The sequence below is a fragment of the Burkholderia sp. WP42 genome, from assembly GCF_000745665.1.
Taxonomy (GTDB): domain Bacteria; phylum Pseudomonadota; class Gammaproteobacteria; order Burkholderiales; family Burkholderiaceae; genus Burkholderia; species Burkholderia vietnamiensis.
Genome location: NZ_JQJT01000023.1, coordinates 73,737 through 86,550, shown reverse-complemented (window position 1 = coordinate 86,550; position 12,814 = coordinate 73,737). Strand labels below are relative to the sequence as shown.

At 69.0% G+C, this 12,814-nt stretch carries 14 protein-coding genes; 9 read left to right on the top strand and 5 right to left on the bottom strand.

Annotated features, from left to right (window positions below; all coding sequences use genetic code 11):
• Nucleotides 1-9: 9 nt before the first annotated feature.
• The 5 genes from kdpA to EX20_RS15510 all read right to left on the bottom strand — a co-directional run bounded on the left by kdpA (nt 10) and on the right by EX20_RS15510 (nt 4,683).
• Entirely contained in the window at nt 10-1,815 is a 1,806-nt protein-coding gene (gene kdpA, locus EX20_RS15535; RefSeq protein WP_034194054.1) for a potassium-transporting ATPase subunit KdpA, read from the bottom strand.
• Nucleotides 1,812-1,904 carry a K(+)-transporting ATPase subunit F gene (kdpF, locus tag EX20_RS15530; protein ID WP_006752209.1) on the bottom strand — a complete coding sequence of 31 codons (93 nt, stop codon included), beginning with the start codon at nt 1,902-1,904 and terminating at the stop codon, nt 1,812-1,814. The genes kdpA and kdpF overlap by 4 nt, the downstream gene beginning before the upstream one ends.
• Before the next feature lie 356 nt (nt 1,905-2,260).
• Nucleotides 2,261-3,235, bottom strand: a complete 975-nt coding sequence (locus EX20_RS15520; RefSeq protein ID WP_034194052.1) for a quinone oxidoreductase family protein — start codon at nt 3,233-3,235, stop codon at nt 2,261-2,263.
• Between the two features lie 222 nt (nt 3,236-3,457).
• Nucleotides 3,458-3,850, bottom strand: coding sequence for a methylglyoxal synthase (locus tag EX20_RS15515; RefSeq protein WP_014723386.1), 393 nt, complete (start codon nt 3,848-3,850; stop codon nt 3,458-3,460).
• 53 nt (nt 3,851-3,903) lie between these two features.
• Nucleotides 3,904-4,683: an SDR family oxidoreductase gene (locus tag EX20_RS15510; RefSeq protein ID WP_034194082.1), complete on the bottom strand. Its 780-nt coding sequence runs from the start codon at nt 4,681-4,683 to the stop codon at nt 3,904-3,906.
• A gap of 228 nt (nt 4,684-4,911) precedes the next feature.
• Between EX20_RS15510 and upp the strand changes: the two genes are divergently transcribed.
• From upp to rng, 9 genes are all read left to right on the top strand, one after another.
• Nucleotides 4,912-5,562, top strand: a complete 651-nt coding sequence (upp, locus tag EX20_RS15505; RefSeq protein ID WP_011885574.1) for a uracil phosphoribosyltransferase — start codon at nt 4,912-4,914, stop codon at nt 5,560-5,562.
• Between the two features lie 203 nt (nt 5,563-5,765).
• Entirely contained in the window at nt 5,766-6,494 is a 729-nt protein-coding gene (locus EX20_RS15500; RefSeq protein WP_011885575.1) for a YebC/PmpR family DNA-binding transcriptional regulator, read from the top strand.
• Nucleotides 6,495-6,599: 105 nt separating this feature from the next.
• Nucleotides 6,600-7,877 carry a phosphoribosylamine--glycine ligase gene (purD, locus tag EX20_RS15495; RefSeq protein ID WP_011885576.1) on the top strand — a complete coding sequence of 426 codons (1,278 nt, stop codon included), beginning with the start codon at nt 6,600-6,602 and terminating at the stop codon, nt 7,875-7,877.
• Between the two features lie 118 nt (nt 7,878-7,995).
• Nucleotides 7,996-8,916 (top strand): oxygen-dependent coproporphyrinogen oxidase, encoded by a 921-nt coding sequence (hemF, locus tag EX20_RS15490; RefSeq protein WP_014723389.1) that lies wholly within the window; start codon nt 7,996-7,998, stop codon nt 8,914-8,916.
• A 30-nt stretch (nt 8,917-8,946) separates the two neighbouring features.
• A complete protein-coding gene (locus EX20_RS15485; RefSeq protein ID WP_072465508.1) occupies nt 8,947-9,666 on the top strand; it encodes a nicotinate-nucleotide adenylyltransferase in 720 nt (239 codons plus the stop codon).
• Nucleotides 9,667-9,670: 4 nt separating this feature from the next.
• A complete protein-coding gene (gene rsfS / locus EX20_RS15480) occupies nt 9,671-10,117 on the top strand; it encodes a ribosome silencing factor (protein WP_011885579.1) in 447 nt (148 codons plus the stop codon).
• A gap of 19 nt (nt 10,118-10,136) precedes the next feature.
• The gene (rlmH, locus tag EX20_RS15475) at nt 10,137-10,607 is read left to right on the top strand and encodes a 23S rRNA (pseudouridine(1915)-N(3))-methyltransferase RlmH (RefSeq protein ID WP_011885580.1); all 471 of its coding nucleotides are present in this window, start codon (nt 10,137-10,139) and stop codon (nt 10,605-10,607) included.
• A gap of 51 nt (nt 10,608-10,658) precedes the next feature.
• A complete protein-coding gene (locus EX20_RS15470; protein WP_034194051.1) occupies nt 10,659-11,291 on the top strand; it encodes a Maf family protein in 633 nt (210 codons plus the stop codon).
• Between the two features lie 8 nt (nt 11,292-11,299).
• A complete protein-coding gene (gene rng, locus EX20_RS15465; RefSeq protein WP_011885582.1) occupies nt 11,300-12,769 on the top strand; it encodes a ribonuclease G in 1,470 nt (489 codons plus the stop codon).
• Nucleotides 12,770-12,814 lie beyond the last annotated feature (45 nt).

Below are 12,814 nucleotides of genomic sequence, written 5' to 3'. Positions count from 1 at the left end.
GCGCGCGCGTCACGCGCCCAGCCACATCATCAGGTGCTCGACGCCCGGCCCGAGCGCGAGCGCCGGCACGTAGGTCAGCGCGCCCACCAGCAGCACGGTGCCGAGCAGCAGCACGACGAACAGCGGCCCGTGCGTGGGCAGCGTGCCGCTCGTCGCGGCGATGCGCTTCTTCGCGGCGAGCGAGCCGGCGATCGCCAGCACCGGCACGATCGTGCCGAAGCGGCCGAACCACATCGCGATCGCGGTCGTCCAGTTGTAGAACGGCGTGCCGACCGTCAGGCCCGCGAACGCGCTGCCGTTGTTGTTCGCCGCCGAGCTGAACGCGTACAGGATCTCCGAGAAGCCGTGCGGGCCGGGGTTCGCGATGCCGGCCCGGCCGGCGTCGGCGAGCACCGCAATCGACGTGCCGACCAGCACGAGCAGCGGCGTGAGCAGCACGACGATCGACACCATCTTCATCTCGTACGACTCGATCTTCTTGCCGACGTATTCGGGCGTGCGGCCGATCATCAGGCCCGCGACGAACACCGCGAGCAGCGCGAACACGAGCATCCCGTAAAGGCCGGAGCCGACGCCGCCGTAGATCACCTCGCCGAGCTGCATCAGCAGCATCGGCACGAGGCCGCCGAGCGGCGTCAGCGAATCGTGCATCGTGTCGACCGCCCCGCACGACGCGGCGGTGGTCGCGACCGTGAAGATGCCCGTCTGCGCGATGCCGAAGCGCGTCTCCTTGCCTTCCATGTTGCCGCCCGGCTGCAGCGCGCTCGCCTGCTGGTCGACGTGCAGCGCCGCGAGCGTCGGATTGCCGGCCTGCTCGGCGCTCACCTCGACGCCGAGCGCGATCGCGAACGCGACCGTCATCGCCGCGAGCACCGCGACACCCTGCCGGCGATCGCCGATCATGTGGCCGAACACCAGCGCCAGCGCGGCCGGGATGATCAGGATCGAGAAGATCTGCACGAAGTTCGCGAACGGCGTCGGGTTCTCGTACGGATGCGCGGAGTTCGCGTTGAAGAAGCCGCCGCCGTTGGTGCCGAGCATCTTGATCGCTTCCTGCGACGCGACCGGTCCCATCGCGAGCGTCTGCTTGACCAGCGGAGTCGGCACCGTGACCGGATTGCCGTGGTCGTCCTTCACCGCGTTGCCCTGCGCGTCGAGCTTCGGCGCCGCATAGGTGCTCGCCTGCAGCACCGGCACGTCCTGGTACGCCTTCATGTTCTGGATCACGCCCTGGCTCATCAGCAGCGCGGCGACCAGCGCGGCCATCGGCACGAGCACGTACAGCGTCACGCGCGTGAGGTCGACCCAGAAGTTGCCGATCGTCTGCGCCGTATGGCGCGCGAAGCCGCGGATCAGCGCGATCACGACGACGATCCCGGTCGCGGCCGACAGGAAGTTCTGCACGGTCATGCCGAGCATCTGCGTCAGATAGCTGACGGTCTGCTCGGGCGTGTAGTCCTGCCAGTTGGTGTTGGTGACGAAGCTGACCGCGGTGTTGAACGCGCCGTCGGCCGTCATCGCGCCGAACTGCTGCGGATTGCCGGGCAACACGCCCTGCAGCCGCAGCAGCCCGTACAGGAACAGCGCGCCGAGCGCGTTGAACGCGATCGTCGCGAGCGCGTACTGCTTCCAGTTCATCTCGGTGCCCGCATCGACGCCGGCGATGCGGTACAGCGCGCGCTCGAGCGGCCCGAACACGCGCACCACGCGCGAGCTGCCGTCCATCACGCCCGTCAGGTAACGCGCGACCGGCACCGCGGCCGCGAGCAGCACGACGATGAACAGCGCGATCTGAAACACGTCGTTCGCGTTCATTCGATGTCCTCCGCGCGCAGCAGCGCGAACACGAGATACGCGAACAGCAGGGCCGTCGAGGCGCCCGCGAGCCAAAGCATCCAGGTCATGCGCGTCCCCCGCGGCCGGATTGCGCGAGCTTCTCGCAACCGGCAAGCAAGCCGAGGATCAGCGCGGTGAACAGCACCAGTGCGCCGATGAAAACCCCATCCATTTTTGTGTTCTCCGTCGTCGTAATCGGACGACTAGAACCTTATGGGAACGTGCGTAAAGGACGGGTCAAAGGTGATCGGGGCGGTATAAAAAACGCGTAAACGCGGCGCGCGGCGAGCGGCCGGCGCAGCAGCGGCGAGATGGCCGGCGCGCGGGAGCGAGGGAATCGAAGAGGCGCCGGCGGCCGCACGTTCGGCCGCCGCCGGCGTCGCCACGCTGCGTGCCGGCGCAGCGCCGGCACGCAGGCGCGGCGTCACGGCACGAGGACGGTCGAGCCGGTGGTCTTGCGCGACTCGAGGTCGGCGTGCGCGCGGCCGACTTCCGCGAGCGGATAGCGCTGGTTGATGCTGGTCTTCACCTTGCCCGACAGGATCACGTCGAACAGCTCGGCGGCCGCGGCTTCGAGATCGGCGCGCTTCGCGATGTACGAGAACAGCGTCGGGCGCGTGAAGAACAGCGAGCCGCGCGACGAGAATTCCTTCGAGTCGATCGGCGGCAGCGGCCCCGACGCATTGCCGAAGCTGACGAAGTAGCCGAGCGGCGCGAGGCAGTCGAGCGAGCCGATGTAGGTGTCCTTGCCGATCGAGTCGTAGACCACCGGCACGCCCGCGCCATTGGTGATCTCCTTCACGCGCTGCGTGAAGTTCTCGCGCGTGTAGACGATCGGATGATCGCAGCCGTGCGCGCTCGCGAGCGCGGCCTTCTCGTCGGAGCCGACCGTGCCGATCACGGTCGCGCCGAGCGCCTTCGCCCACTGGCACACGAGCAGCCCCACCCCGCCGGCCGCCGCATGGATCAGGATGGTGTCGCCGGCCTTCACCGGATAGGTGCGGCGCAGCAGGTAGTGGGCGGTGAGCCCCTGGAGCATCACCGACGCCGCGTCGTCGTAGCCGATCGCGTCGGGCAGCTTCACGAGCCGCTCGGCCGGCATCACGCGCTCCTGCGCATACGCGCCGGGCGGCTGGCCGACGTAGGCGACCCGGTCGCCGGCCTTGAGCGCGCTCACGCCGTCGCCGACGGCCGTCACTTCGCCGGCCGCCTCCATGCCGAGGCCGCCGGGCAGCGGTTGCGGATAGAGGCCCGTGCGGAAATACACGTCGATGTAGTTGAGGCCGACCGCGTGCTGCCGGATGCGGACCTCGCCCGCCTTCGGCTCGCCGACCTCGACGTCGACCCACTTCATCACCTCCGGGCCGCCCGGCTGGTCGTATCGGATTGCTTTCGGCATCGTTTCGCTCCTCGTGGGTGAATGCTTGAAGGGAAGGTTCGCGCGCCGCCGCGCGGGCCGGCGACGGCCGGTGCTGGCACGCGCCGGCGGCCGTCGCGCAGTCCGACGGTCGACGGTCGACGGCCGACGGCCGACGCCCGACGCCCGACGCCCGATTCTCGCGCGTCGCCGCGCGCAGCGCACGGCCCTGCCGCGAGCAGGGGCAATCCTGCAGGTTGCCGCCTAGCAGACGTCCTGCATGTTGCGCGCCAGATCGTCGAGCAGCATCCGCGCGGTGGCGACGTTGGTCGCGACCGGCACGTCGTGCACGTCGCACGCGCGCACCAGCGCGGTGATATCGGGATCGTGCGGCTGCGCGGTCATCGGGTCGCGCAGGAACACGACGACGTCGACGCGGCCGTCGGCCAGCTCCGCGCCGATCTGGAGATCGCCGCCGAGCGGCCCCGACAGCTTGCGCTCGACCTCGAGCCCGTGCGCGGCGGCGATGCGCCCACCGGTCGTGCCCGTCGCGACCAGCCGGCATTGCGCGAGCGTGTCGCGGTACTGGCCCGCGAGCGCGACGATCTCGTCCTTCTTCGCGTCGTGCGCGATCAATGCGATGCGGGGTTTGCTCATCTGCGATTCCTTCTTGGTTCGGTTGTCGTCGTGGGGAGAAGCGGCGCGGCGCCTCAGAACGTGCCCGGATAGGCGCCGCCGTCGAGCAGCCAGTTCTGGCCCGTGATGTAGCCGGCATGCACGCTGCACAGGAACGCGCATGCCGCGCCGAATTCGGCGCGCGTGCCGAGCCGCCCGGCCGGGATGTCCCGCGTGCGGCGCGCGCGCAGCTCGTCGACCGTCACGCCCTGCGCGTTCGCCGCCGCGGCAAGCGTGGTCGCGATCCGGTCGGTGTCGAACAGCCCCGGCAGCAGGTTGTTGATCGTCACGCCCTGCCCGGCCACCTTGCGCGCGAGGCCCGCGACGAAGCCGGTCAGCCCCGAGCGCGCGCCGTTGGACAGCGCGAGCACGTCGATCGGCGCCTTCACGGCCGAGCTGGTGATGTTGACGATGCGGCCGAAGCCGCGCGCGATCATCCCGTCGACGGTCGCGCGGATCAGTTCGATCGGCGTCAGCATGTTCGACTCGAGCGCGCGGATCCAGTCGTCGCGCGAGAAGTCGCGGAAGTCGCCGGGCGGCGGGCCGCCGGCATTGTTCACGAGAATGTCCGGCTGCGGGCACGCGGCGAGCGCGGCCGCGCGGCCGTCGGGCGTCGTGATGTCGCACGCGACCGTGGCGACCGACACGTTCGACGCCGCGCGGATCTCGTCCGCGGTTCGCTCGAGCGTGTCGCGCGTGCGCGCGACGATCACGAGGTTCACGCCTTCGGCGGCCAGCGCTTCCGCGCAGCCGCGCCCGAGGCCCTTGCTCGCCGCGCAGACGAGCGCGGTCTTTCCTGCGATGCCGAGATCCATCGTCGATTCCTTCATGGCGACGCGCGCCGCGGTAGGCCGGCCCGCGGCGCCGGACCGGCGAACGGTCGCGAACGGGCGGCCGCCGGCCGGTGCGGCGCGCGGATTGTCGTGAGACGTCGATAATATCCGGATTGGCTGGCCCGCCTTGGTAAAATTGCGGCCATCGGCGACGGCCGGCCCGGCGCCGGCTTCGCCCCCCATTCCCTTTTGCCGTCAAGGCACCCCGTCATGAAACAGGACAGCCGTTTCCCGAATCTCTTCATCCTCGATCACCCGCTGATCCAGCACAAGCTGACCCACATGCGCGACAAGGACACGTCCACGCGCACGTTCCGCGAGCTGCTGCGCGAGATCACGCTGCTGATGGGCTATGAGATCACCCGCAACCTGCCGATCACGACCAGGCGCGTCGCCACGCCGCTCGTCGAGGTCGACGCGCCGGTGATCGCGGGCAAGAAGCTCGCGATCGTGCCGGTGCTGCGGGCCGGCATCGGGATGTCGGACGGCCTGCTCGACCTCGTGCCGTCGGCACGCGTCGGCCACATCGGCGTGTACCGCGCCGACGACCACCGCCCGGTCGAATACCTGGTGCGCCTGCCCGACCTGGAAGACCGCGTGTTCATCCTGTGCGACCCGATGGTCGCGACCGGCTATTCGGCCGTGCATGCCGTGGACGTGCTCAAGCGCCGCAACGTGCCGGCCGCGAACATCGTGTTCGTCGCGCTGGTCGCCGCGCCCGAGGGCGTGCAGGTGTTCCAGGACGCCCATCCGGACGTGAAGCTGTACGTCGCGTCGCTCGATTCGCACCTGAACGAGCACGCGTACATCGTGCCGGGCCTCGGCGACGCGGGCGACCGCCTGTTCGGCACCAAGAACTGACCCGCATGCCGCACGGGGCCGCGTGGCCCTGCGCCGGCCGTTCGGCCAAGCACGGCGGCCCCGAAGCGACGGTCTGCGCGTGATAAAATCCCGTTCCACTCGACACGCGCGGCCCCGCGGCATCACGCCCGCCGATATGGCCGCCGATTCAACGACACATTGGCACAATCGCCCGCGCCACGCGCCCGGGCACGGAGAAAGGTATGGCTGGTCATTCGAAATGGGCCAACATCAAGCATAAGAAGGCAGCGGCCGACGCGAAGCGCGGCAAGATCTGGACCCGCCTGATCAAGGAAATCCAGGTCGCGGCTCGCCTCGGCGGCGGCGACGCGAGCTCGAACCCGCGGCTGCGTCTCGCGGTCGACAAGGCGGCCGACGCGAACATGCCGAAGGACAACGTCAAGCGCGCGATCGACCGCGGCGTCGGCGGCGCGGACGGCGCGAACTACGAAGAAATCCGTTACGAAGGCTACGGCATCAACGGCGCGGCGATCATCGTCGACACGCTGACCGACAACCGCACGCGCACGGTCGCCGAAGTCCGCCACGCGTTCTCGAAGTTCGGCGGCAACATGGGCACCGACGGCTCGGTCGCGTTCATGTTCGATCACGTGGGCCAGTTCCTGTTCGCGCCCGGCACGTCGGAAGATGCGCTGATGGAAGCGGCGCTCGAGGCCGGCGCGGACGACGTCAGCACCAACGACGACGGCTCGATCGAAGTGCTGTGCGACTGGCAGGCGTTCTCGGCGGTGAAGGATGCGCTCGAAGCCGCCGGCTTCAAGGCCGAACTCGCCGAAGTGACGATGAAGCCGCAGAACGAAGTCGAATTCACCGGCGACGATGCGGCGAAGATGCAGAAGCTCCTGGACGCGCTCGAGAACCTCGACGACGTGCAGGAGGTGTATACGAACGCCGTCATCGTCGAGGAATGAGATGCCGGCCGCCGTGCGCCTCGTGGCGACGGCGGCCCGACCGATTTCGCGGCCGGCGCGCCTGAGCGTGCCGGCCGCCCTGTTTTCTAGTCTGCGGGGAATCCCATGAAACTACTCGTCGTCGGTTCCGGCGGCCGCGAACATGCGCTGGCGTGGAAGCTCGCGCAATCGCCGCGCGTCCAGATGGTCTACGTCGCGCCCGGCAATGGCGGCACGGCGCAGGACGAGCGTCTGAAGAACGTCGACATCACGTCGCTCGACGCGCTGGCCGATTTCGCGGAAAGCGAAGGCGTCGCGTTCACGCTGGTGGGGCCGGAAGCGCCGCTCGCGGCCGGCATCGTCAACCTGTTCCGCGCGCGCGGCCTGAAGGTGTTCGGCCCGACCCGCGAAGCCGCGCAGCTCGAAAGCTCGAAGGATTTCGCGAAGGCGTTCATGAAGCGCCACGGCATTCCGACCGCCGACTACGAAACCTTCTCCGATGCAGCCGCCGCGCACGCGTACCTCGACGCCAAGGGCGCGCCGATCGTCGTGAAGGCCGACGGCCTCGCGGCCGGCAAGGGCGTGGTCGTCGCGATGACGCTGGAAGAGGCGCACGCGGCAGTCGACATGATGCTGTCGGGCAACAAGCTCGGCGATGCGGGCGCGCGCGTCGTGATCGAGGAATTCCTCGACGGCGAGGAAGCGAGCTTCATCGTGATGGTCGACGGCAAGCATGCGCTCGCGCTCGCGTCCAGCCAGGACCACAAGCGCCTGCTCGACGAGGACCGCGGCCCGAACACGGGCGGCATGGGCGCGTATTCGCCCGCGCCGATCGTCACGCCGCAAATGCATGCGCGCGTGATGCGCGAGATCATCATGCCGACGGTGCGCGGCATGGAGAAGGACGGCATCCGCTTCACGGGCTTCCTGTATGCGGGCCTGATGATCGACAAGGACGGCAATCCGCGCACGCTCGAATTCAACTGCCGGATGGGCGACCCCGAGACGCAGCCGATCATGGCGCGCCTGAAGAGCGATTTCTCGAAGGTCGTCGAACAGGCGATCGCGGGCACGCTCGACACGGTCGAGCTCGACTGGGATCGCCGCACCGCGCTCGGCGTGGTGCTGGCCGCGCACGGCTATCCGGACGCGCCGCGCAAGGGCGACCGCATCAACGGCATCCCGGCCGAAACCGAGCAGGCGGTGACGTTCCATGCGGGCACGACGCTCGACGGCGACAAGCTCGTCACGTCCGGCGGCCGCGTGCTGTGCGTGGTCGGCCTCGCCGATTCGGTGCGCGAAGCGCAGCAGCATGCGTACGACGCGATCAACCAGATCAATTTCGAAGGCATGCAGTACCGCCGCGACATCGGCTTTCGCGCGCTGAACCGCAAGAGCACGTGATGCCGCCACCGCCGCGCTGCGCGAGCAGCCGGCGGCCCCTGCTGCCGGGTTCGCTAGAATGGCCGGCAGACGTCCTTTTTTGCGACTCCCGCCTGCGGCGGGAGCGCCCAGTCCAGACATGACCGATTCGACCTACGACGTAGCGCGCGTGCGCACGTATCTCCAGGGCCTGCAGACACGCATCGCCGACGCGCTCGGCGCGCTCGACGGCACGCCGCTCGCGACCGACGCGTGGCAGCGCGGCCCTGAAGAGCGGCTGCGCGGCGGCGGCTGCACGCGGATTCTCGAAGGCGGCCGCGTGTTCGAGCGCGCGGGCATCGGTTTTTCCGACGTCGCGGGCGATGCGCTGCCGCCGTCGGCGAGCGCCGCGCGCCCGCAGCTGGCCGGCCGCGGCTTCGAGGCGCTCGGCGTGTCGCTGGTGCTGCACCCGCGCAACCCGTACTGCCCGACCGTCCACATGAACGTGCGCATGCTGATCGCGACGAAGCCCGGCGAAGCGCCGGTCTTCTGGTTCGGCGGCGGCATGGATCTGACACCGGTTTATCCGTTCGAGGACGACGCACGGCATTTCCACCAGACCTGCAAGGCCGCGCTCGACCCGTTCGGCGCCGAGCTTTACCCGCGCTTCAAGACCTGGTGCGACGAGTACTTCTTCCTGAAGCACCGCAACGAGACGCGCGGCATCGGCGGGATCTTCTTCGACGATTTCTCGGAACCCGGTTTCGAACGCTCGTTTGAGATGATGCAAAGCGTCGGCGACGCGTTCCTGAACGCGTATCTGCCGATCGTCGAGCGCCGCGCGGCGCTGCCGTACGGCGAGCACGAGCGCGAGTTCCAGGCGTACCGGCGCGGCCGCTACGTCGAATTCAACCTGGTGTTCGACCGCGGCACGCTGTTCGGGCTGCAAAGCGGCGGCCGGACCGAGTCGATCCTGATGTCGATGCCGCCGGTGGCCACCTGGCGCTACGACTGGCAACCGGCGCCCGGCTCGGCGGAAGCGCGTCTCGCGGAATTCCTCGTGCCGCGCGACTGGGTCTGACCGGCCGCCTCAACGACAGGACACGTTTTTCTGGACACCTCCGCCCGCCCCGCCCCGCAGCCGCCGTCGCAGCCGCCGTCACAACGTATCGGCCTGCTCGGCGGCACGTTCGATCCGATCCACGATGGCCATCTCGCACTCGCGCGCCGGTTCGCCGACGTGCTGCAGCTGACCGAGCTCGTGCTGCTGCCAGCCGGCCAACCGTATCAGAAGCGCGACGTGTCGGCCGCCGAGCATCGGCTCGCGATGACCCGCGCCGCGGCCGGCTCGCTGGCGCTGCCGGGCGTCGCGGTCACCGTCGCGACCGACGAGATCGAGCACGCCGGGCCGACCTACACGGTCGAGACGCTCGCGCGCTGGCGCGAGCGCATCGGCCCCGATGCATCGCTGTCGCTGCTGATCGGCGCCGACCAACTCGTGCGCCTCGACACCTGGCGCGACTGGCGCAAGCTGTTCGACTACGCGCACGTGTGCGCGTCGACGCGCCCCGGCTTCGACCTCGGCGCGGCGTCGGCCGACGTCGCACGCGAAATCGCGCGGCGTCGGGCCGATGCCGAGCAGCTGAAGGCGACGCCATCCGGGCGTCTGCTGATCGATACGACGCTCGCGTTCGATATCGCCGCAACCGACATCCGTGCGCACCTGCGCGAATGCATCGCGCGTCATGCGCAAATGCCCGACGCGTCGGCCGAGCATGTGCCGGCCGCCGTCTGGGCCTATATTCTTCAACATCGTCTCTACCATTCCTGATTCCATGGATATCCGCAAACTGCAGCGCGTGATCGTCGACGCTCTCGAAGACATCAAGGCGCAAGACATCAAGGTGTTCAACACCAGCCATCTGACCGAACTGTTCGACCGCGTGATCGTCGCGTCGGGCACGTCGAACCGCCAGACCAAGGCGCTCGCCTCGAGCGTGCGCGACAAGGTCAAGGAAGCCGGCGGCGAGATCGTCAGCTCCGAGGGCGAGGACACCGGCGAATGGGTGCTGGTCGATTGCGGCGACGCGGTCGTCCACATCCTGCAGCCCGCGCTGCGCCAGTACTACAACCTCGAGGAAATCTGGGGCGACAAGCCGGTGCGGATGAAGCTCGGCGGCGACAAGGGCCAGAGCGGCTTCGCGACCGCGAGCGAAGGCGACGACGAGGAAGAGGAAGCGCCCGCCCGTCCGGCGCGCAAGACGGCGGCCCGCCGCCGCTGAGTCGCAGTCGGTCGTTTCGATGAAGCTTTACATCCTCGCTGTCGGCCACAAGATGCCCGGCTGGATCGCGTCCGGCTTCGACGAGTACACGAAGCGGATGCCGCCGGAGTTGCGCATCGAGCTGCGCGAGATCAAGCCCGAACTGCGTTCGGGCGGCCGCAGCGCGGAAAGCGTGATGGCGGCCGAGCGACAGAAGATCGAGGCCGCGCTGCCGAAGGGCGCGCGCATCGTCGCGCTCGACGAGCGCGGCCGCGACTGGACCACGATGCAGCTCGCGCAGGCGCTGCCCGGCTGGCAGCAGGACGGCCGCGACGTCGCGTTCGTGATCGGCGGCGCCGACGGGCTCGATCCGGAACTGAAGGCGCGCGCCGATCTGCTGCTGCGCATCTCCAGCATGACGCTGCCGCACGGGATGGTGCGCGTGCTGCTTGCCGAACAGCTTTACCGCGCGTGGAGCATCACGCAGAATCACCCCTACCACCGCGCATGACGCGTCGTCCTCGGGACGCGCGCCGCGCGCGTTCACCGAGATAACGACACCATGCCGTCCAGCGCGTCCCCCGCAGTTTTCCCGATCCTTTACCTCGCATCCCAAAGCCCGCGCCGCCAGGAGCTGCTGCTGCAGATCGGCGTGCGCTTCGAATTGCTGCTGCCGCGCCCCGACGAAGACGCCGAGGCGCTCGAAGCCGAACTCGCCGGTGAAGCGGCCGACGCGTACGTGCAGCGCGTGACGGTCGCGAAGGCCGAGGCCGCGCGTGCGCGGCTCGTCGCGAGCGGCAAGCCGGCCGCGCCCGTGCTCGTCGCCGACACCACGGTGACGATCGACGGCGCGATCCTCGGCAAGCCGGCCGATGCCGACGACGCGCTCGCGATGCTGACGCGTCTCGCCGGCCGCGAACACGAAGTGCTGACGGCCGTCGCGGTGATCGGCGCCGACGGCGCGCTGCTGCCGCCGGCGCTGTCGCGCTCGTCGGTGCGCTTCGCGGCCGCGCCGCGCGACGCGTTCGAGCGCTACGTCGAAACCGGCGAACCGTTCGGCAAGGCGGGCGCATATGCGATCCAGGGCCGTGCGGCCGAATTCGTCGAGCGAATCGCCGGTTCCCATTCGGGTATCATGGGTCTGCCCCTTTTTGAGACAGCCGCGTTGCTCCGTGCCGCGCGCGTCGCCTTCTGAATCCCACCATGAACGAAGAAATCCTGATCAACCTCACGCCGCAGGAAACGCGGGTCGCACTCGTGCAGCAAGGCGCGGTGCAGGAGCTTCACGTCGAGCGCACGCTGTCGCGCGGGCGGGTCGGCAACATCTATCTCGGCAAGGTCGTGCGCGTGCTGCCCGGCATGCAGTCGGCGTTCATCGACATTGGTCTGGAGCGCGCGGCGTTCCTGCACGTCGCGGACATCTGGCATCCGCGGCTCGCGGGCGAGCCGCAGTCGGGCGCGCCGCACCAGCCGATCGAGAAGATCGTGTTCGAAGGTCAGACGCTGATGGTCCAGGTGATCAAGGACCCGATCGGCACGAAGGGCGCGCGCCTGTCGACGCAGGTGAGCATCGCGGGCCGCACGCTCGTCTACCTGCCGCAGGAGCCGCACATCGGCATCTCGCAGAAGATCGAGAGCGAGGCCGAGCGCGAGGCCGTGCGTGCGCGGCTGACCGCCGTGGTTCCGCCGGACGAGAAAGGCGGCTACATCGTGCGCACGATCGCCGAGGATGCGAGCTCCGAGGAGCTCGCCGGCGACGTCGCGTATCTGCGCAAGACCTGGGCGACGATCGTCGCGCAGGCGCAGCGGCTGCCGGCGACGAGCCTGCTGTACCAGGATCTCGATCTCGCGCAGCGCGTGCTGCGCGATTTCGCGAACGACCAGACGACGCGCATCCAGGTCGATTCGCGCGAGACGTACCAGCGCCTCGCGGAATTCGCGGCCGAGTTCACGCCGGCGGTGAGCCCGAAGCTGCATCACTACACCGGCGAGCGGCCGCTGTTCGACCTGTACAACATCGAGACGGAGATCCAGCGCGCGCTGTCGCGCCGCGTCGACCTGAAGTCGGGCGGTTATCTGATGATCGACCAGACCGAGGCGATGACGACGATCGACGTGAACACCGGCGGCTACGTCGGCGCGCGCAACTTCGACGACACGATCTTCAAGACCAACCTCGAGGCGGCGCACACGATCGCGCGCCAGCTGCGGCTGCGCAACCTCGGCGGGATCATCATCATCGACTTCATCGACATGGAGAACGCCGAGCATCGCGACGCGGTGCTCTCCGAGCTGAAGAAGGCGCTGTCGCGCGACCGCACGCGCGTGACGGTGAACGGCTTCTCGCAGCTGGGGCTCGTCGAGATGACGCGCAAGCGCACGCGCGAATCGCTCGCGCACGTGCTGTGCGAGCCTTGCCCGACCTGTCAGGGCAAGGGGCAGGTCAAGACCGCGCGCACCGTGTGCTACGACGTGCTGCGCGAAATCCTGCGCGAGTCGCGCCAGTTCAACCCGCGCGAATTCCGCGTGATCGCCGCGCAGCAGGTGATCGACCTGTTCCTCGACGAGGAGTCGCAGCATCTCGCGATGCTGATCGACTTCATCGGCAAGCCGGTGTCGCTGCAGGTCGAGTCGAATCTGAGTCAGGAGCAGTACGACATCGTGCTGATGTAGCGCTGGTGGCGCGCCCGTCTCGTCCGGGACGGGCGCGCGTCGACC

Coding starts and splice junctions, on each gene's coding strand:
- EX20_RS15515 (WP_014723386.1), bottom strand. CDS start 3,850: ATGAGCAAACCCCGCATCGCATTGATCGCGCACGACGCGAAGAAGGAC.
- kdpF (WP_006752209.1), bottom strand. CDS start 1,904: ATGACCTGGATGCTTTGGCTCGCGGGCGCCTCGACGGCCCTGCTGTTC.
- rng (WP_011885582.1), top strand. CDS start 11,300: ATGAACGAAGAAATCCTGATCAACCTCACGCCGCAGGAAACGCGGGTC.
- hemF (WP_014723389.1), top strand. CDS start 7,996: ATGACCGATTCGACCTACGACGTAGCGCGCGTGCGCACGTATCTCCAG.
- rsfS (WP_011885579.1), top strand. CDS start 9,671: ATGGATATCCGCAAACTGCAGCGCGTGATCGTCGACGCTCTCGAAGAC.
- purD (WP_011885576.1), top strand. CDS start 6,600: ATGAAACTACTCGTCGTCGGTTCCGGCGGCCGCGAACATGCGCTGGCG.
- EX20_RS15470 (WP_034194051.1), top strand. CDS start 10,659: ATGCCGTCCAGCGCGTCCCCCGCAGTTTTCCCGATCCTTTACCTCGCA.
- EX20_RS15510 (WP_034194082.1), bottom strand. CDS start 4,683: ATGGATCTCGGCATCGCAGGAAAGACCGCGCTCGTCTGCGCGGCGAGC.
- EX20_RS15520 (WP_034194052.1), bottom strand. CDS start 3,235: ATGCCGAAAGCAATCCGATACGACCAGCCGGGCGGCCCGGAGGTGATG.
- kdpA (WP_034194054.1), bottom strand. CDS start 1,815: ATGAACGCGAACGACGTGTTTCAGATCGCGCTGTTCATCGTCGTGCTG.
- upp (WP_011885574.1), top strand. CDS start 4,912: ATGAAACAGGACAGCCGTTTCCCGAATCTCTTCATCCTCGATCACCCG.
- EX20_RS15500 (WP_011885575.1), top strand. CDS start 5,766: ATGGCTGGTCATTCGAAATGGGCCAACATCAAGCATAAGAAGGCAGCG.
- rlmH (WP_011885580.1), top strand. CDS start 10,137: ATGAAGCTTTACATCCTCGCTGTCGGCCACAAGATGCCCGGCTGGATC.